Here is an 18,551-nt window from a genome sequence, read left to right as displayed (position 1 = left end):
CAAATTACCCAACCTGCGAAGGCGCAGCAAGCGTCTGGACCACTGGTACCAGGCGGTCTATCTGGGTATGCAGTTCTTTAAGCAGGGCGGCATCGGAGAGTTGGCCGTCTGCGTCGCTGCCTTTGTGTACGTGCATCAGGTGGGCGCGATACGGCAACAGCTCTATCTGCACATAGCCCAGTACCCCCGACAGGTGGTCAAGCCCACGCAGGTTGCCGAACCTACCCGTGGAAACTCCCACCAGCGCAGCTTTCTTGCCATGGAAATACTGCTTGGGGGGCAGAGCGTCTATCAGCACTTTCAATATGCCAGGGTAGCTGCCGTTGTACTCAGGCACTACAAAAACGAACAGCTGCGTCTGCTGGATTTTCGCAGCCCAGGCACGGTATTCGGGGCTGTGGCCGGGGTCTTCGGGGTCCAGCAGCAGAAAATCAGCGGGCAGGTCGGCCAGCGACAGCAGGTCTGCTGCAATGCCGCGGTCCTGCAACAATTGTTGGTACTGCCGGGCTACAGCCAACGCACGACTCCCGGCTCGATTGGTGCCGCTGATCAGGGTTACCATGTCGCTCTAACCGCCACAATCGGGGATTGGTTCTACAGACAGTATGTAAAGTTACTGGCCTCTTCGGCTGGTCTGGCGTAGTTTTGCGGTATGATTGTCCGCATCGTGCGCCTGGAGCTGGCCGAGACCGGCGTGGCTCCCTTTCTGGAAAACTTCGAGCAGGTGAAAGACCGCATCCGGGCTTTTCCAGGCTGTCAGCGATTGGAACTGCACCGCGATGCCGCGGCCCATAATGTCTATTACACCCTCAGTCATTGGGATTCGGAGGATGCCCTTAACGCCTATCGTCACAGCGAGCTCTTCGCTGGCACCTGGGAGTTCACCAAAAAGCTGTTCGCCGGTAAGCCCATGGCCTTCTCGCTGGAGCAGCAGGTAGCACTGCCCTGACGCACCAAGGCATCAGGGCAGCGGCCTGCCGTTGATTCACACTTGCCTAAGCCCGTTGCACCAGGTGCCAGTGTGGGCCGTTCCGCTGCACCAGCAGGGCGCTGTCTGCTGCGCCAGCCAGATCAGCCGGAATATCAGAATGGTGCAGGAGCGTAGTCATTTTCAGTCCGGTTTCGCGCGTAAGCTGGTAGTTGTCAGCCACCAGTGAAGCAAAGGTGTCCAACCGGGCAGGCGTATCGTCCACGCACAGGGTCACCGACACCGCGCTGGTCTGCACCAGATTCAGCGCCAGCCCTGCCTGCCGCACCGCCGCAAACACTTCGGGCAGCAGCCGCTCGTCCATGAACGAGAAGTCGCGGGGCCGCAGTTGCAGCAGCGCCTGCTGTTTCTTGTGAATGCGGCCCGCTACGGGCGCGGTCGAGTGCTCGTCTATGACCGTGCCGGGCAGGTTGCGGTCCAGAAAGCACTTCACCTGTAGCGGAATACGCGCGTTGTGCAGGGGTTTCAGCGTCTTGGGGTGAATAACGCTGGCGCCGTAAAAGGTCATCTCCACCGCATCGGCATAGGAAATGCGGGCCAGCACCTGTGCATGCGAAGCGTCAACACGGGGGTCGGCGCTCATCACGCCGGGCACGTCTTTCCACACAGTTACTGCACTCGCGCTCAGCAGACTGCCCAGAATGGACGCCGTGTAGTCCGAGCCTTCGCGGCCCAGCGTAGTGGTGCGGCCTTCAGGCGTGGCGCCTATGTAACCTTGTGTCACTACTACACGATGTTTCAGCAGCGTGGGCACCAGGTCTCGGCGCACGTTCTGCTCGGTCAGGCTCCAGATGACGTCGGCTTGCTGATAGGCGCTGTCCGTCACTATGAGCTCGCGGGCATCGGCCCAGTGCGCGTCAAAGCCTACCCGCCGCAGGTAGTGATACACCACCGTGCTCGACAGCAGTTCGCCAAAGGCCATGATGCGGTCGTAGATACTGGCGGGATATTCGCCCAGCAGCAGCACGCCCTGCACAGTGCGGTCCAGTGCATCGAAGTGTTCGGCCAGCCCGGCTTTCACGGCCGTGGCATCGCCGTTGAACAGCAGTTCCACCGCTTCATGGTGAAAGCTGCGCAGTTTCTCAAACTGGGCCTGGGTTTCCGCTGCTTTGCCGGTGGTGGCCAGGTTGGCCAGCAGTTCCAGCCCGTTGGTGGTTTTGTCCATGGCGCTGATTACCAGCACCAGATTGCGGCCTGTGCCCTCGGCGCCGTATCCCAGTCCGTTCAGGATGTCGGCTACATTCCGGATGGCGGCAGCGTCTTTTACCGACGCCCCACCGAATTTCATTACCTGCATGTCTCTGGCGGTACGATAGGGTTGGTTAGGAATGCGCAGGGGAGGCTTCGGGTTGCGATACTACGTCAAATTGCGTTCGCAGCAAATCGTCCAGCGTTTCGGCGCGCCGAACCAGCCGGGCGCTGCCGTTCTCCACCAGCACCTCGGCGGGGCGTGGCCGTGCGTTGTAGTTGCTGCTCATGCTGAAGCCATAAGCCCCGGCGTTGCACAGGGCCAGTACGTCGTTGGGCTGCACTTCGGCCAGCATGCGGTCCCAGCCAAAGGTGTCGGTTTCGCAGATGTAACCCACCACACTGTATACGCGCGGGGTGCCTTCAGGGCGGCTCACGTTCACAATACGGTGATAGGCGTCGTACAGCATGGGGCGAATCAGGTGATTCAGGCCACTGTTCACACCCACAAACACCGTGCTTACGGTCTGCTTCACCACGTTGGCCCGCACCAGCAGATAGCCGGCTTCGCTCACCAGAAATTTGCCCGGCTCGAACCACACCTCCACCTGACGGCCATACTCCTGGGTAAAGGCTGCCAGCCGCTCGGCCAGTTGCGCGCCCAGCGCTTCCACATCGGTGGTGATGTCGCCCTCGCGATAGGCTACTTTGAAGCCAGAGCCAAAGTCGATGCATTCGAGGTCTTCAAACTCCAGTGCCGCCTGAAACAGCACCTCGGCTGCCTGAAGGAAAACACCGGCATCCAGAATGTCGCTGCCAGTGTGCATATGCAGGCCCATGACCCGCAGCTTGTGTGCCCGCACCACCCGCAGCAGATGTCGCATCTGGTGAATGCTGATGCCGAACTTGCTGTCGATATGTCCAGTCTGGATGTTGCCGTGGCCCCCTGCATAGATGTGCGGGTTCAGACGAATCATCACCGGCACACTGCTGCCATAGCGCGCACCAAACTGCTCCAGCAGCGTGATGTTGTCCAGATTCACGGTAACGCCCAGCTCCACAGCAGCCTCTATTTCGTTGAAGCCTACGCTGTTGGGCGTGTAGAGAATGTCGCTGGCATCGAAACCCGCCAGCAGGCCCAGCTGCACCTCCTGCAGCGATACGGCGTCAAGCCCGCAGCCCTGCGCTTTCAGCAGCTTCAGTATGGCCAGGTTGTTATTCGCTTTCAGGGCATAGTGAATCCGGTTGGGCATACCGGCAAAGGCGTTTTTCAGCCGTTTGTATTGCTGCACAATTTTTTGGCTGCTGTACACATACAGCGGGCTGCCAAATTGGTCACAGAGCGCCTCGAGGTCCACACCGTCGAGGTAAAAGCGGTTGTTGTTCAACTGCATGACTATGGGAAAAGGATAGGATGTACAGAAAGAAAAAGGGCCTGCCGAGTGGCGGGCCCTGTTCTATCCTTTTCCTGACTGGCCTGGGAGGTGGCACTGGCGGGCGTCGGACGAACCGGGCCCGCTGACTCGGGGCCGGTCAGTTCGATTTAACCTTATGCATGAGAGTGTAGGGGGCCTTGCCAGGAGCAGTGCCATACACCAGGATGCCGTACTGGGGTGCCCCAGCCACCATCCACTTCACAAACTGGCCTTGTGTTACATAAACTGGGCTCATGCGCTTCCACTGCAGGGTGGTGCCAACAGGCAGCAGACCTGCGGCTACGCGTTCGCCTTCCTGCTGATTGATCATACCGTCGTCGGTCGCCACTTCGGCCTGATAGCCAATGGTCAGCGTAACTTTGCCGCCACCTGCATTGGTAATCTTGATGGAGGCTACTTCAGAGCCTAGCGGGCCGTAATAAGTGCCGAAATAGTCGCGCAGGCTTCCTGCCAACCAGGATTGCAGGGCGCCGGTTTCAACCTCAAAGTCTTCCACGTCGTTGTTGAACGTGGAGATGGTGCGCTCATCCATCTGCACTGCACGCACCAAATTGAAGGTCTCCTCGGCCACTGTTGGGGCCTTCTGTTCAGCTGGCTGGGTAGCAGGCTTGGCCGATGGCGTGGGGGCGGCAGTGGGGTTGCCTTTTTCGGCAGGTGCTGGAGTAGTGGCAGGCGCTTTGGCGGGCTGCTTGGCATCCGCAATGGGGGCATTGGCAGCCGAAGAAGCGGCAGTGCTGGTCGCTGATGTCTGTGAGTCAGCGGCAACTGCGGTGCCGGCAGACTGTTCGGTCTGTTGCTGTGAAGGCTCGCTGCACGCGGCCAGAAGGGCTGCGGGAAGCGTTACCACAAGGGCAAAACGACTGATCCTGTTTGTAAAAGACATCTATTCTCCGGGTTGGTCACTGCGGGAATGGGCGCAAGTTAATACAAATGTCAGTTTCTGTCTGCTTCTGACAATTTCTCTGCAACCATTGCCCACTTTTACCCCACCTGCGGCACCGTGCTCTACCGTAACTTTGTGCCCATGCTGGGACTCAAGCTTCCGACCGACCCCCGTTGGGTACAGATTGCCCAGAGCGACCTCTCGGAGGTCCTCACCGACCACGCCTACTGCGAGCAGAAGGCCGCCAGTAACGCTATCTCTCTCATCATACAGTTCCCCGAGCATTCCGATCTCGTGGGCACCATGGCCCGCATTGCCCAGGAAGAGATGGCCCACTTCGAGCAGGTGTTTGCGCACATCCTCAAGCGCGGCTTTACCCTCGGGCGCGAGCGCAAGGACAACTATGTGAACGAGCTCTACGGCTACATCCGGAAAGGGGTGGGCCGCGATGATCTCCTCCTTGATCGCCTTTTGTTTGCTGCGATGGTTGAGGCCCGCAGTTGCGAGCGCTTCCGCATTTTGTCGCAGGAGTGTCAGGACGCCGAACTGCGCCAGTTCTACCACGACCTCATGGCCTCTGAGGCCGAGCACTACACCACTTTTCTGGGCCTGGCCCGCCAGTACTGTGGCCGCGACCGCACCGACGCCCGCTGGAAAGAGTGGCTTGCCCACGAAGCCGAAATCATCCAGCGCTACGGCACCTCGGCCACCATGCACGGTTGAGGCTTCATTCCTGAAAACACAAAAGCCCGCTGGCATCAGCGGGCTTTTGTATGCTTGACAGCAGCGGTTACCGGATGTCGGATACCGGAGCCATCATCTGTTCGGCAGCGGCAGGTTCAGAGCCGGCAGCAGGCACTTCAACCTTAGGCTTCACCGCAATCGACGAGGCGATAACCAGCGATACGATGGCCATCAGTTTGATGAGGATGTTCATCGACGGGCCAGAGGTATCTTTGAAGGGGTCGCCTACGGTGTCGCCTACTACAGTGGCCTTGTGAGGCTCGCTCTTCTTGTAGTACACTTCGCCGTTGATGGTTACACCTTTTTCGAACGACTTCTTGGCGTTGTCCCAGGCGCCACCAGCGTTGCTCTGGAAAATACCCATCAGCACGCCAGAAACTACTACACCGGCCAGCAGGCCGCCCAGCACGTCGGGGCCAGCCAGGAAGCCGATGATGATAGGCACAATGATAGTGAGGGCACCAGGGGCAATCATTTTGTTGATGGCGGCAGTGGTAGAAATCTGCACGCAACGGTCATAGTCGGGTTCTACACCGGGTTCGCCAGCCAGAAGGCCTTTGATTTCCCGAAACTGGCGGCGCACTTCCTGCACCATCGAGTTGGCAGCACTGCCTACAGCACTGATAGCCAGCGCTGAGAACAGGAAGGGAATCATGGCGCCGATAAACAGACCCGCCAGTACGCGGCTGTCGGCAATGTCAATCTTGTCGAGGTGTGTAGCTTCCATGAAGGCAGCAAACAGCGCCAGCGAGGTCAGTGCGGCCGAAGCAATGGCAAAACCCTTGCCTACAGCAGCAGTGGTGTTGCCTACGGCATCCAGCACGTCGGTCTTCTCGCGTACTTCGCTCGGCAGGGCCGACATTTCGGCAATACCACCTGCGTTGTCGGCGATCGGGCCGAAGGCGTCAATCGCCAGCTGCATGCCCGTCGTAGCCATCATACCGGCAGCAGCCATCGCCACGCCATAAAGGCCACCCAGTTGGAACGCAACTACGATACCCAGGGCAAGAATCATTACCGGCAGGGCGGTTGAAACCATGCCCACCGACAGGCCAGCGATGATGTTGGTAGCGGGGCCAGTGGTGCTCTGGTCTACGATGTACTTCACCGGGCGACGGCCCATGGCGCAGAAGTATTCGGTAATCAGTGAAATGGCAGTGCCTACAACCAGACCTACAATAATGGCCCAGAACACGCTCATCGGAGTATATTCTACACCGTAGAGGCTGAAGCGTTCGGGCAGAATCATGGGAATGATGAAGTAGCTGGCGATGGCTGTCAGAATCATGGCACCGAAGTTGCCACGGTTGAGGGCAGCCTGTGGGTCGCCACCTTCTTTCACTTTCACCACGAAGGTGCCAGCGATGGAGAAGAGAATGCCTACTACTGCAATAATCATCGGCAGGATGACAGCCGAAAGGCCGCCAAACTTGTCGCCAGTGGATACTACGGCAGCGCCCAGCACCATGGCAGCAATTACGGTAGATACATACGAGCCGAAGAGGTCGGCACCCATGCCTGCCACGTCACCTACGTTGTCGCCTACGTTATCGGCAATAACAGCAGGGTTGCGGGGGTCGTCTTCGGGAATGCCCGCCTCAACTTTACCCACGAGGTCAGCGCCTACGTCGGCAGCTTTGGTGAAGATGCCACCACCTACACGGGCAAAGAGCGCAATGCTCTCAGCACCCAGCGAGAAGCCCGTCAGTACGTTCAGTACGATATGGATGCTTTCGTGCTTGTTGGCGTCGTAGAATTTGTTGAAGAACAGGATGTACAGCGCACCCAGGCCCAACATGCCCAGGCTCACTACGCTGATACCCATTACAGCGCCGCCAGCAAACGATACGTCCAGCGACTTCGACAGGCTGGTACGGGCAGCCTGTGCCGTGCGCACGTTGGCCAGCGTGGCAATGCTCATGCCGCGGTAGCCCGCATAGGCAGAAAACACAGCGCCAATCAGGAAGGCAACGATAATCCAGGGCGAACTCTTTTCGTCACCATACGAGATAATGCCCAGCAGTACCGCAGCGATGACGCAGAAAATGGCCAGGATACGGTATTCTGCTTTCAGGAACGCCATGGCACCCTTTTGGATGTAGGATGCGATCTGCTTCATGCGATCGTTGCCGGCATCCTGCTTTGCAACCCAGGCAGATTGCAAAAACGTGTAGCCGAGGGTCAGCAGCGCGACCACGGGGATTAAGTACACCAGTGTTTCCATTCAGCGGGGGAATGTTGACTTTATATTGAGGCGCAAAAATAGTAATCCCTGCGTTCTCCCCGACTTACTCGCTCTCATTTGTTAACTAATGACTAATTCAGCCCTTTCTCGGGCTGCGGCTTAACTATATGGGTTAGAAATGGCTAATTTTGAAAGTCTTATCAAATGCTCGCCAAGAGCCCATCAATCCGATACCTTACCAACTCCTCCTCAAAGTGAAAGGAATCGTTTTTACCCAACTGATGGAAATGGTAGAACAGAAGTATGGATACGCTGTTCTGGCCAAAACCATTAAGGCCGCCAATCTGCCCAACGAAGGCTTGTACGTGTCTGGGGGCTATTACCCCCATGCCGAGATGCAGCGCATTTTGGTAGAGCTCTCTAAGGAATCAAAGGTTCCGGTGGACCAGCTCATGTTCACCTATGGCCGCCATCTCTTCGGCAAGCTCGTGCAGATGCAGCCCCAGTTGCTGGAAGGCAAAGACAATCCGCTCGATTTCATTGCCTCAGTAGACAATTATATTCACGTAGAGGTGCGAAAGCTCTATCCTGACGCCGACTTGCCCAAGTTCGAGACGCTGGAGCACTCCTTTAATAAGCTGGTGCTTCGCTATCAGAGCAGCCGGCATATGCAGGTCTTTGCACATGGCATGATGCAGGGGTGTGCCGACCACTTTGGTCAGCCAATCGAGGTGCACTATGAGCCCGAAGCCGATGGCAGTACACGGTTTACCATTACCCTGAGCGAGCAGAAGTTCAGCGAACCGCTCAGAACAGTCACCAGCGAGTCGCTTTGGGGCCGGTTCAAACGGCTCTTCCGTGCTGCTTAAGGCGCTTTTTTGCTTCACGGTGCAACGTTTGCCCCTTTGCTGGCATCCATAGCCTGAACCTTGCCTTTCTAAACCTGCTGAATCATGACTGACTTTTCGCTCTTTGGCAACAAAGACGCCGCCCTGCTGAAAGACCAACTGGAACGTGAGCGCAAGTTGCGCCAGGCGGCCGAGCAGCTTCTGGAAGGCAAAAGCCTTGAGGCATTTCATTTGAAGCAGGCGGTAGAACAGAAAGCAGCCGAACTCACCGACCGCAACATGGAGTTGATCGCCATTAACGACCAGCTTCAGGATGCCTATTCCCGTATTCAGCAGCAGGAGAGATCGCTGGCCGAGTTCAACCGTAATCTTCTCGAAAGCATCCGCTACGGCGAGCGCATTCAGCAGGCAGTTCTGCCTCGCCGCGACGAACTCCGCCAGTACTTTCCCAATTCTCTGGTACTGTTTCAACCCAAGAGCATTGTCTCTGGCGACTTCTACTGGGGCATGGGCCTGGGCGATTCCGCCCTCTTTGCAGTGGGCGATTGCACCGGTCATGGCGTACCAGGGGCATTCCTTTCACTTCTGGGTCTCAGTTTTCTCAACCGCCTCAGCCGCGATGGCGTTCTTGGGCCTGCCGCCATTCTTACCGCCCTTGATCAGGAAATCCGGCTTACGCTCGGCCAGACTGCCACTGGAGGTATGCAGGATGGAATTGACATTGCCCTCGGCCGCTATTGGCCTGCTACTGGCCGTCTTTTGTTCTCAGGGGCCATGCGTAACCTGACTGTCATTGAAAACAACCAGATCCGCTCTTTCAAGGGCGATCGGCAGCCTGTGGGGGGGATGCAAACCGAGAAGTTGCCGTTCTCTGAACAGGAAATCCTGTTGGAGCCTGGCGCCGCAGTCTATCTCTATTCGGATGGCTATTATGATCAGTTTGGGGGCGCCAACAACCGAAAGATGGGCAGCAGGGCTTTTGAACGCCAGCTTCTTGCCTCCTCCTATTACGACCTGCAGCAGCAGAAAACCGCACTCATTGAGTTTTTCAATGAGTGGCGTGGGCATAATGAGCAGACCGACGACGTTACCATCGTCGGCTTCCGACACGGGTGATGCCCTTCGCCCTTAGAGGTGCTTTTGCAGACGATCCATCAGCCGGGTGAAGGGCCGGGTGTTCTGCATGATGTAGAAGTGAAGGCTTTTGTTGCCTTTCTCCAGCAGATCCATTGCCTGAAGATAGGCCCATTCCACCCCGGCATCCAGCACTTCAGCGTCAGTCTTGGCGTTCATCACGCGATCTACCAGTTCATCTGGCATGTCGATGAAGAACACTTTGGGTATGCTCGTCAGCTGCTCGCGACGGGTCAGAATTTTCAGGCCCGGTATAATAGGTATGGTTACGCCTGCTGCACGGGCTTTGGCGACAAAATCGTAATACTTCTGGTTGTCGTAGAATAGTTGGGTCACGGCATAGTCGGCCCCAAGCTGTTGCTTGCGCAGCAGGTTCTGAATGTCGAAACTGAGGTTCGGCGACTCAAAGTGTTTCTCAGGGTATGCCGCCACTCCGATGCAGAAGTTGGTGGGGTAGGCGTCAATCAGCAGGTCCAGATATTCGCCTTTGTTCATGTGCGCTACCTGGTCTACGAGATCGGCAGCATGCAGATTGATGCTCCGCCCTTCTTTGTGTGGCTTTTCAGTCTTGGAATCGCCACGGATGAGCAGCAGGTTTTCTACCCCCACATAGTTCAGCTCAATCAGGGCATCTTCGGTTTCCTCGCGGGTGAAGCCCGTGCACAGCAGGTGGGGCACAGGGTCTATCCGGAAGTTGTATTTGATGGCAGCACACAGGCCAAAGGTGCCAGGGCTCTTGCGTTTTACACGGCGTTTGTAGCTGCCGTCGGGCATTTCTTCCCATAAAACCTCAGCAGCATGACTCGTAACATCGATAAATGGCGGACGATACGGTACCACCGATTCTACCGCCTTGTACAACTGTTCGAGGTTGCCGCCACGCTTGGGCGGAATAATCTCTACGCTGATGATGGGGTTTACGGCCTGAGCCAGGTGTTCTGTAACCTTCATTGCAAAAAGCCGGCGGCGCCTCTGCAGCCCGGCCCGGGGCAAAGGTAGTACGCAGTTGCATTCGGCCTGCGCAAAAAGGCGGCCCCTCAGAGCCGCCTTTGCTATCAGATAACATGCAGGTTATTGCTGGCGCATGGCCTCTACGGGGTCCAGCTGAGCGGCAGAGAATGCCGGCAGGAAACCAGAGAGGATGCCAATGACAGCAGAGGCCATGATGCCACCGATGACGCTGTTGATGTTCATCACTACCGTCACGTTCATTTCCATGTTGTCCAATACCATTTGGGCCAGTGCTGCTATACCGGATAGAAACGCGATACCGATGGCGCCGCCAAACACGCAGAGCAGTACAGCCTCTATCAGAAACTGGTTCAGTATAAATTGCTTGGTAGCACCCAAGGCTTTCTGTGTGCCAATTTCGGCTGTTCGTTCTTTTACAGACACGAACATGATATTGGCAATGCCGAAGCCCCCAACCAGCAGCGCCAGCATGCCGATGACAAAGCCGCCTACGCGTAGTACGTCCATAATGGATTGTATGCCGGTCAGCAGCATTTCCTGCCGGTTGATGCTGAAGTCGTCTTCCTGCGTGGGCTTCAGGCCTCGGGCCTGACGAATCAGCCCTATGGTTTCACCCTCCACCTGATCTAGCAGTTCGTATTGGGTGGCTTTCACCGAAATCACTTTGTCTACACGGCGGCTGTTGAGGTTCATCACCATCGCAGCCGACTTGTAGGGCATAATCACCATTTCGTCGCGTGAGGTGCCAAACAGGCTGGAGCCTTCTTTCTCCATCACCCCAATAATGCGGAAGCGCTTGCCCCGCACCTGCAGGTAGCGGCCTACGTATGGGCCTTGTTCGAACAGACCCTCCGCAATCTTCACGCCGATGATACACACCGGGCGGCCAGCCTCCATTTCGATGCTGCTGAAATAGCGGCCCTGGTCCATGTTGTAGCCTTCGATGGTAGCGTGGTCAAACGTCACCCCCGAAATACCAACGCCCTGCATGTTGCGGTCGCCAGCTTTGACGGTGCCATTCAGGCTCACTTCGTAGTAGACGCCCACTACGTTGTCCAGGTTGTTTTTCAGCTTCTGGTAGTCGTCGTAGCTCACACGGGGCCGGTTGATGAACTTGAACCAGTCTTCGCTGGCGTCGCGCCACGGCCAATTGTGCACATACAGTACAGTGTTGCCCAGTTTCTCCAGGTTCTTCACAATGGCAAACTCCAGTGTGTTTACCAGCGTGAAAATGAACGTGATAGAGAAAATGCCAATGGAAATGCCCAGCATGGTCAGCAGGGTTCGCAGGCGGTGGCTGCCCAGCGCACGCCAGGACAACCGGAAGGATTCATAGAGCTTACGCATAAAAGCAGGGGGCCATGTAACGGACGTTGTATAACAGACTTATATTTGCAGCCTATCGTTGCATCCCTTTGCGGATTATTTACTGTAAAAATCCGCAAAAAGTTTTTAGCCAACCGTTAACGAAGCTTAATGAAGCTATCGGAATTTGATCTACCCGTTCCCAACAGCCTGATTGCGAAGTATCCGGCGGAACCCCGCGATTCTGCCCGTATGATGGTAGTGGACCGCGTGAAAAAGACCATTGAGCACCGCACCTTTCGCGATATACTCGAGTATTTCGACGAAGGCGATGTTATGATCCTGAACGACTCCAAGGTTTTTCCCGCTCGCCTGTACGGCAGTAAGGAAAAAACTGGAGCGCAGATCGAGGTCTTTCTGCTCCGCGAGCTCAACCGCGATTCCCGCCTCTGGGATGTCGTTGTTGACCCCGCGCGCAAAATCCGTGTTGGCAACAAACTCTTCTTCGGCGACAGCGACCTCGTAGCCGAAGTCGTGGACAACACCACTTCGCGTGGCCGAACCATCCGTTTCCTTTTTGACGGAACCGAAGATGAGTTCTACGCTACCATCGACAAACTCGGCGAAATGCCTCTGCCGCACTACATCAGCCGTAAGGTAGAGGCAAAGGATCGTGAATGGTATCAGACCGCTTTTGCACAGCAGAAGGGCTCTGTTGCTGCCACCGATGCGGGCCTGCATTTCTCCAAGGAGATTCTGAAGCGATTGGAACTCAAGGGTGTAGAACACGCATTTGTGACTCTGCATACCGGTCTTGGCAGCTTCCGTGAGGTGGAGGTCGAAGACCTCTCCAAACACAAGATGGACTCCGAGTCCTTCGAGATTACCGGAGAAACCTGTCGTATCGTCAACGAAGCCAAGCAGAAGAAGAAACGGGTGTGTGCCGTTGGTGCCACCGTGATGCGGGCAGTCGAGAGTTCCGTCTCCAGCCAGCGCCTCCTGAACCCTGCCAAGGGCTGGACCGACAAATTCATGTTCCCGCCCTACGATTTCTCCATCGCCAACGCCTACCTCACCAACTTCCACCCGCCCAAGAGCACTACGCTCATGGTTAAGGCCGCGTTCATGGATTACGATTTCATGAAAGAGGTGTATAAGGTAGCTGTGAAGGAGAAATACCGCTTCTACTGCTACGGCGACGCACTTCTTGTGCTTTGATTTCAGTCTGAGCCGATGCCTGCCTCTTTGCCCGGACACCGGCTGTTTGCCCTGCTTGTAGCTGGGGGCAGTGGCACGCGGTTGGGCGCACCCGTCCCCAAGCAGTTTCTGCTGGTGGGTGGCAAGCCTATACTCGTACACACGCTCGAAACCTTTCTGGCGTTCGACAATGCACTCCGCGTAGTGCTCGTATTGCCTGAGGCTCACTTCCCCACCTGGCAGCAGCTGGCCCACGATTTTCTGAGCCCTGCTCAGCGGCAGCGTATTACGCTGGCCCCTGGTGGCGCATCCCGTACCGACTCCGTCCGCAATGGCCTGACAGCCCTGCGACAGTTGCCCGATACCCCATCCGATGCGCTGGTGGCTATTCAGGACGCTGTGCGCCCTTTCACCAACCCCCAGATGATTGCCGAAGCCTATGAGGCGGCTGCAGCCAAAGGAAGTGGCGTGTGTGCAGTTCCCAGCAAAAGCTCCATGCGCATGCGAACTCCAGAAGGCTCAGTTGCAGTAGACCGTGAGGCCTACTTTGCCGTACAGACACCACAGACCTTTGCGCTTGCGCCGCTGGTGGAAGCCTATTTCCAGCGTACCCCCGAAGGCGTTTTCACCGATGATGCCAGCCTGCTTGAAGCAGCCGGTTATCCCATCCACTTGGTAATGGGCAGCTACGATAACATCAAGATTACCACGCCCGAAGACATGGCACTGGCGGCCCTCCTCCTGCCCGATTTTCTGGCAAAGTGGCGCGCATCCTGAAAATATAGAGCCCGCTGAAAGCAGAACGGCTACCTGCAACAGGTAGCCGTTCTGCTTTGGAAAGGCTGTGGGATTATTGCACTACCAGTTTGGCGTGCATGTCTTCCCCATTACCAAGTGTAATGCGGATGGTGTAAACTCCAGGTGCCAGTGTCTCCGTTCGCAGGATAGCTTCAAAGTAGCCCATGCTTGGCGCCACTGTCTGTGGCAGGAAAGTAGTGGCAACACGTCCCTGCATATCCACTACGTAGATGACAGGCACCTGCTCCTGGATGGTGGGTGTAGCAATACGGATGCTGGCCTGGCTGCCACGTACCACAGGATTGGGGCTCACCTGAAGGCCAAACGGCAGATAGGTAAGGTCGTCGGCGCGGGTAATGGACAGCAGCGAGTCGCTCACTTGCAGCACTGATGCCTTGGCTGTCACGGAGGTTACGTTCAGTGTATCAGTGAAGTAACGACAACCCGCAGCGGTGGCAACGCGCAGGGTGTAGCGGCCATTTACCAGCGGTGTGTAGGTGCGGGCATCGGCGCCCAATATGATGCCTTTCAGGGGCGTACCATTGATACTGCCATTAAAGTACCACTGGTAGCTTTCACCTGCAGCGGCTGTGCCACTTGGGGTCAGTATGCCAGTGACAAGCGCAAGGCTGGGCCGCGTAATGGCCGTGGGCGTCACAATCATAGGCATGCTTTCCAACAGGCATCCGCTGGCGCCGTAAGCCAGGGTATAGCTGCCTGGCGTGCCTACTGTGAGGGTGTTGCTGTTGGCGCCAATGATGACGATGCCGTTCCGTTTCCACACATAGCTGCTCTGGGTAACGCCAGCGCTCAGGGTGAGGGTTTGGCCTGAACAGACACTGGTGCCGCCGGCAGTGGTGATGGTAGGGCGGGGTAGTGGGCTCTGCGTCAGAGTGATGATCCGACTGCCAATGCGGTCGCAGGCATTGCCGTTGAACACCCGCACCCTGAAGGTGTTCGTGGCTGCATTCACGCTGTCAGCAGGTAGATAAAACGTCAACGTTCCGCCATTGCCTGCCTGTTCCTCACTCACAATCACACCGGGGCGGTCGGCCCGCACCAGCGAGTATACCAGCCCATTTTTGGTGCCCGCCAGCTGTACCACACCCTGCGAGCCTGGGCATACAAACGCGTAGGGATAGGTTACGCTCACGGAAGTGTCTGGGGCTGCATACAGGCGGGTCACTCCCATGTCGCGCAATTGCTTGGTATCCCACACAATGTTACTGTCTGGGTGTACCAGCCGTATGGTGTAAAAGTCGCCAGTTTCGATGTCGCCGGGAATGATTGCCTGATAGGTGTTGCTGTTGGGGGGCACAGTGCCCATGACCGTCGTAGTCAGGCGACGGGATATACCTGGCCCAAAAGCCCCCAACCGGTTGCTCAGCTCCAGCACAAATTTGTCGGCCCAGACTGGCAGGTTCTGTTTATCCACCATGAATTGCAGACGCTCGCATTCCACCAGTACTGCCGCACCCGTCAGGGAGGCCGAAACTCCCGCAGGCATAGCTTGCAGGGTATAGTCCTCGGTTTCGCCAAACACAAAGCCGCCACAGGGCTGGGTCAGTGCTACCGTTGCGTTTTCGTCGCTTACCAGCGCCACCCGTGCCACCATACGTACTCGCACCTGCGCATAATCGGGCACTGTGACTGGGAACGTGTTGCTGAACGTCCGTGCCGAATTCCCCGCAATCGTGTTGACCGAACTGTACAGTAGCTCGCCGCTGTCGCTGAAGTCGCGGTCGTTGTTCCAGTCGGCAAACACTTTCACTGCGTTTTGTGGGCCTTCTTCTGTGCAGAAGCCCAGCTGAAATGTGGTGCTGAAGCTGCTGCCTTTGTTGATGGCCACGCGATACTGGTTACTGTAGTCGCTGTAGGGCTGGCATACGCCAGTGGTGGCATTGGAGAACCGGCCGCCAAAACTTGCCAGTACAAACTTGGTGTAGTTGGGTAGCGAAGGGGCTGCTCCGCAGTACACTTCGCTGCCACCAAAGTTCATGCCCGACAGCCGCACTGAATCTGTACCGTTTGGGTCCAGATGGTCTTTCAGACGGGTGCTGGCGGTACCATTGCCCAGCCAAGACCGCGCTACTTTGCCATACCAGTCGGGCTGGTTATTGGCAACAGTGCCCGAACAGGCCGAGCGCCCACCCGTGAGATAGCCAATGATTTCGCGCCGCGTATTGAACAGTGGCGAGCCCGACGACCCACCTTCCGTTACGGTATTGCGGTCCCACCGCGTTACTTGCCAGTGGGTGCCCGTGCCATAGGCACCGTTGTCCGGGCCCCATTCGCTGGAGACGATGGCACGGTCCGAAAATGAAATCCGCTTGAGATCGCCAGAGGGGTGGTGAATGCCCACCACACTGTCTACGATTGCGTCCTGTCGGTTCCAGCCAGCGTAGAAGACATTGAAGCTGGCAGGTGGTTTGTCTTTCAGCTCCAGCAGCATCAGGTCAGTGCCTGCGTAGCGCGCCAATACCGAACTGCCGTACAGCGCCTGGTCGGTGCGGCCTTCTGTGCCAGTGCCGGTAGGGCAGCCCGCCGCTTCATAGTTGAACACAAACAGCCATTCGCCTACATTGGCCTCATCGCCATAGCAGTGGTCGGCTGTCAGCAGCAACGGGCGACCATCTTTCTTTACATTGTTGATCATGGCCCCAGTGCAGAGCCCCCCGCCTGCCAGCAGCAGCACTACCGACCGCTTGATGTCCTGGTATCGCGCGGCAGCGGCACAGTTGACATGGATGTGGCAGGCCGCAGCTGCATCGCCAAAGCCATAGGCTTTTTCACGGTTGAAAAGTGGGCGAAAAGCATGTACTACCTTGCCTACGCGCACTTTGCCTTGCCCACGAACACCCGCAGGCTCAAAGTACTCCAGCTCCACCACTTCACCCGGAACTGGCATCGTAGCAAACTTGCGCTCCAGGTTGTTGTTGGCCTCTGTGAAAGCACCCAGCCGGTGCTTGCCGGTTTCGTCCGACACAAACAGTGTGGCACCCGTCGGCAGGAAAAATTCACTGAACACCAGGTTGATGGAGAACGCTTCTTTTGAGTCTATCCTCAACCGCCAGAGACGTGCACCCCCGGGCAGGTCGGTCCACTCGCCAGCATTGTCCAGCCCCAGGCTTACCGGGAAACTGTGCCCAAACTGAAATGGCCCTGCCTTGTCCTGTGCTTCCGAGCGCTCCAGCAGGAGGCGGTTGTTGACACTGGGCATGTGAATACCATCGGTTTTCTGCTTCACCAGCAGTTGCCGCCCCAATGCCGACTCGCTGAAGGGCGTGCCTCCGCGGTTGGGTTGAGCCAGGCCTGGCAGGCTGCTCAGCAGGCTCAGTACAATAACAAGCGTAGAAAAACGAAACATGTAGCAGGCGGATATCAGACGGAATGGGTCAATAGTTGTAGCGAATGCCGTGGGGCCACCCAGCTACCCTCAGGATCAGCGGGCCGCGGCCACCATAACGTACGGCGGTCAGGGAAAAGCGCAGTTCGGTACGGACAGTTGCAGGGCGGCAGTCGCCATTGTAAGGTTGGCGGCCAATTTGTAAAGCCAACTGTGGCGGCATCGATTTCATGTACATGCCGTAGGTTATGGCACGTGGCGTATCCTGCTGGCAGCCAGTAAAGTGTACGAGTAGATGCAGCGTATCGCCCGCAACCCACGCAGAATCCAGTGGCAGAGGGGCCAGTTTGGGCATTTCTCCTGTAATGACCTCCACTGCCCCACTATGTTGGGCCTGTGCCACAGGCTGCCCGGTGTCACCACCTGTTGCCTGTGCCTCACGGCAACTGGCTCCGGCAATCAGCATGCCCAGCACGGCCAAAACAGCAGATAACACCCATGGCGTTTTCATCCTTCCAAGATAGGTGTTTTCGGGGTGTCAATGGTGCGGCCACTACGAGGAAACACCTGTTAAAACAGCCACTGAATCAGCAGAAAGCCGCCGTAAAAGGTCCAGCAGGCGATGGTCAGTGCAGGTAGTGCCAGGCGCAGTTTCAGGTAGTCGGGTTGTCGCTCGGCCAGAAAGCCCTCAGGCGTAATGCCAATACCCATTCGCAGTTGGGGCAACATCAGGCGCTCCTTCGCAGGCTTATCCGGATTATAGAAAATGACCACACGTTCGGCTGGCTTGCGCTTGCCATCGGGGTCAAGGGTGCTTTTCAGCTCATGCCATTCGCCGCCGCCATCCTGGTAGCGGTACAGCGTATCATATAACACCGCCCGCGCTACCTGAATGCCGGGTGTCACTCCTATAGCCCGTTTCTCCCGTGCCAGCAACTCGGCTATACTGATGCTGCCTTCGCGCAGCAACTGGTATTTCCGCCGCCCAAACGGATACTGCACTGTCAGCAGCAGCAGTCCTATCCAGACCCAGGACAGATGCTGCAGTTCGTTTGTGCTCAGCACGTTGCTCCGGCTGCCGGGAATGTAGGCATCGGCGCCGTCGGGCGCGACGGCCACGTAAATGGAATCGCCAACCCGGTAGCGTTTGTACTCTGCAAAGCCCTCGGCTACGGCCAGTTCGCTGGCCGAGTTGCGGTACAGCACCCGTACCGACTGGAAGAAGCGCGACACAAAGCGGTCGGTCGTGTCGGTAGCATGCACCACCCGGCAGGGAACCCACTGATAGTCGCTCCGGTCTTTCCAGCCTGTGAAATCAATCATCGATAACACTTTGAACTGATACACCACCACGAACAGCAGGGCTGCCCAGCCCAACTGCGCCAGCGGATTGCCAGCCAGAAGCACCCACTTCAGCCGTCGGGGCACGGGCCGTGGTTTGCTTGCCAGCGTCCGAAAGGCGGGCGATATGCCTTGTATTTCCAGTTCGGTCATCATACTGAAAGAAACAAAAAACCCAGCCGGGTT

Annotated in this window: 16 protein-coding genes; 6 read left to right on the top strand and 10 right to left on the bottom strand. The window is 57.0% G+C overall.

The window, feature by feature from the left end; all coding sequences use genetic code 11:
- Positions 1-4: 4 nt before the first annotated feature.
- Complete coding sequence (locus tag AC2D8O_RS11170; protein WP_484678901.1) at positions 5-562, bottom strand: NADPH-dependent FMN reductase; 558 nt, start codon at positions 560-562, stop codon at positions 5-7.
- 90 nt (positions 563-652) lie between these two features.
- On the opposite strand from AC2D8O_RS11170, the gene AC2D8O_RS11165 reads away from it, so the two are divergent.
- Positions 653-949 (top strand): putative quinol monooxygenase, encoded by a 297-nt coding sequence (locus AC2D8O_RS11165; RefSeq protein ID WP_484678900.1) that lies wholly within the window; start codon positions 653-655, stop codon positions 947-949.
- A gap of 46 nt (positions 950-995) precedes the next feature.
- Here AC2D8O_RS11165 and AC2D8O_RS11160 read toward each other — a convergent pair whose 3' ends face one another.
- The 3 genes from AC2D8O_RS11160 to AC2D8O_RS11150 form a co-directional block, all read right to left on the bottom strand.
- Entirely contained in the window at positions 996-2,285 is a 1,290-nt protein-coding gene (locus AC2D8O_RS11160; protein ID WP_484678899.1) for an aspartate kinase, read from the bottom strand.
- A gap of 25 nt (positions 2,286-2,310) precedes the next feature.
- The gene (gene lysA / locus AC2D8O_RS11155) at positions 2,311-3,570 is read right to left on the bottom strand and encodes a diaminopimelate decarboxylase (RefSeq protein ID WP_484678898.1); all 1,260 of its coding nucleotides are present in this window, start codon (positions 3,568-3,570) and stop codon (positions 2,311-2,313) included.
- Between the two features lie 139 nt (positions 3,571-3,709).
- Complete coding sequence (locus tag AC2D8O_RS11150; protein WP_484678897.1) at positions 3,710-4,459, bottom strand: hypothetical protein; 750 nt, start codon at positions 4,457-4,459, stop codon at positions 3,710-3,712.
- A 177-nt stretch (positions 4,460-4,636) separates the two neighbouring features.
- Between AC2D8O_RS11150 and AC2D8O_RS11145 the strand changes: the two genes are divergently transcribed.
- Positions 4,637-5,218, top strand: a complete 582-nt coding sequence (locus AC2D8O_RS11145) for a MiaE family protein (RefSeq protein WP_484678896.1) — start codon at positions 4,637-4,639, stop codon at positions 5,216-5,218.
- A gap of 67 nt (positions 5,219-5,285) precedes the next feature.
- On the opposite strand, the gene AC2D8O_RS11140 is transcribed toward AC2D8O_RS11145, so the two are convergent.
- Positions 5,286-7,463: a sodium-translocating pyrophosphatase gene (locus AC2D8O_RS11140; RefSeq protein ID WP_484678895.1), complete on the bottom strand. Its 2,178-nt coding sequence runs from the start codon at positions 7,461-7,463 to the stop codon at positions 5,286-5,288.
- Between the two features lie 215 nt (positions 7,464-7,678).
- Here AC2D8O_RS11140 and AC2D8O_RS11135 point away from each other — a divergent pair, with 215 nt between their 5' ends.
- Entirely contained in the window at positions 7,679-8,293 is a 615-nt protein-coding gene (locus AC2D8O_RS11135) for a heme NO-binding domain-containing protein (protein ID WP_484678894.1), read from the top strand.
- Positions 8,294-8,377: 84 nt separating this feature from the next.
- A complete protein-coding gene (locus AC2D8O_RS11130; protein ID WP_484678893.1) occupies positions 8,378-9,388 on the top strand; it encodes a SpoIIE family protein phosphatase in 1,011 nt (336 codons plus the stop codon).
- 12 nt (positions 9,389-9,400) lie between these two features.
- Here AC2D8O_RS11130 and AC2D8O_RS11125 read toward each other — a convergent pair whose 3' ends face one another.
- Together AC2D8O_RS11125 and AC2D8O_RS11120 are read right to left on the bottom strand one after the other, a co-directional pair.
- Positions 9,401-10,357, bottom strand: coding sequence for a methylenetetrahydrofolate reductase (locus AC2D8O_RS11125; RefSeq protein WP_484678892.1), 957 nt, complete (start codon positions 10,355-10,357; stop codon positions 9,401-9,403).
- Positions 10,358-10,477: 120 nt separating this feature from the next.
- Entirely contained in the window at positions 10,478-11,725 is a 1,248-nt protein-coding gene (locus AC2D8O_RS11120; protein WP_484678891.1) for an ABC transporter permease, read from the bottom strand.
- A gap of 129 nt (positions 11,726-11,854) precedes the next feature.
- Here AC2D8O_RS11120 and queA point away from each other — a divergent pair, with 129 nt between their 5' ends.
- On the top strand, positions 11,855-12,901 hold the full coding sequence (gene queA, locus AC2D8O_RS11115) for a tRNA preQ1(34) S-adenosylmethionine ribosyltransferase-isomerase QueA (RefSeq protein WP_484678890.1): 1,047 nt from the start codon (positions 11,855-11,857) through the stop codon (positions 12,899-12,901).
- Positions 12,902-12,916: 15 nt separating this feature from the next.
- Positions 12,917-13,657: a 2-C-methyl-D-erythritol 4-phosphate cytidylyltransferase gene (gene ispD, locus AC2D8O_RS11110; protein WP_484678889.1), complete on the top strand. Its 741-nt coding sequence runs from the start codon at positions 12,917-12,919 to the stop codon at positions 13,655-13,657.
- A gap of 73 nt (positions 13,658-13,730) precedes the next feature.
- Here the strand turns inward: ispD and AC2D8O_RS11105 are convergent, their stop codons facing one another.
- From AC2D8O_RS11105 to AC2D8O_RS11095, 3 genes are read right to left on the bottom strand one after another with little or no spacing between them, the layout of a single operon-like run.
- Entirely contained in the window at positions 13,731-17,045 is a 3,315-nt protein-coding gene (locus AC2D8O_RS11105) for a GEVED domain-containing protein (protein WP_484678888.1), read from the bottom strand.
- 28 nt (positions 17,046-17,073) lie between these two features.
- On the bottom strand, positions 17,074-17,535 hold the full coding sequence (locus AC2D8O_RS11100) for a hypothetical protein (RefSeq protein ID WP_484678887.1): 462 nt from the start codon (positions 17,533-17,535) through the stop codon (positions 17,074-17,076).
- A gap of 59 nt (positions 17,536-17,594) precedes the next feature.
- Positions 17,595-18,521, bottom strand: coding sequence for a hypothetical protein (locus AC2D8O_RS11095; protein ID WP_484678886.1), 927 nt, complete (start codon positions 18,519-18,521; stop codon positions 17,595-17,597).
- Positions 18,522-18,551 lie beyond the last annotated feature (30 nt).

The organism is Pontibacter sp. T17 (assembly GCF_057219875.1).
Note: the sequence above shows the minus strand (reverse complement) of the source record. Positions and strands in the feature narration are given on the sequence as shown.

Bases quoted from the DNA above. Each gene is read 5' to 3' on its own strand.
- AC2D8O_RS11095 (WP_484678886.1), bottom strand. From the start codon at position 18,521: ATGATGACCGAACTGGAAATACAAGGCATATCGCCCGCCTTTCGGACG.
- AC2D8O_RS11145 (WP_484678896.1), top strand. From the start codon at position 4,637: ATGCTGGGACTCAAGCTTCCGACCGACCCCCGTTGGGTACAGATTGCC.
- AC2D8O_RS11120 (WP_484678891.1), bottom strand. From the start codon at position 11,725: ATGCGTAAGCTCTATGAATCCTTCCGGTTGTCCTGGCGTGCGCTGGGC.
- AC2D8O_RS11160 (WP_484678899.1), bottom strand. From the start codon at position 2,285: ATGCAGGTAATGAAATTCGGTGGGGCGTCGGTAAAAGACGCTGCCGCC.
- AC2D8O_RS11165 (WP_484678900.1), top strand. From the start codon at position 653: ATGATTGTCCGCATCGTGCGCCTGGAGCTGGCCGAGACCGGCGTGGCT.
- AC2D8O_RS11125 (WP_484678892.1), bottom strand. From the start codon at position 10,357: ATGAAGGTTACAGAACACCTGGCTCAGGCCGTAAACCCCATCATCAGC.
- lysA (WP_484678898.1), bottom strand. From the start codon at position 3,570: ATGCAGTTGAACAACAACCGCTTTTACCTCGACGGTGTGGACCTCGAG.
- AC2D8O_RS11140 (WP_484678895.1), bottom strand. From the start codon at position 7,463: ATGGAAACACTGGTGTACTTAATCCCCGTGGTCGCGCTGCTGACCCTC.
- ispD (WP_484678889.1), top strand. From the start codon at position 12,917: ATGCCTGCCTCTTTGCCCGGACACCGGCTGTTTGCCCTGCTTGTAGCT.
- AC2D8O_RS11170 (WP_484678901.1), bottom strand. From the start codon at position 562: ATGGTAACCCTGATCAGCGGCACCAATCGAGCCGGGAGTCGTGCGTTG.
- AC2D8O_RS11105 (WP_484678888.1), bottom strand. From the start codon at position 17,045: ATGTTTCGTTTTTCTACGCTTGTTATTGTACTGAGCCTGCTGAGCAGC.
- AC2D8O_RS11130 (WP_484678893.1), top strand. From the start codon at position 8,378: ATGACTGACTTTTCGCTCTTTGGCAACAAAGACGCCGCCCTGCTGAAA.
- queA (WP_484678890.1), top strand. From the start codon at position 11,855: ATGAAGCTATCGGAATTTGATCTACCCGTTCCCAACAGCCTGATTGCG.
- AC2D8O_RS11100 (WP_484678887.1), bottom strand. From the start codon at position 17,535: ATGAAAACGCCATGGGTGTTATCTGCTGTTTTGGCCGTGCTGGGCATG.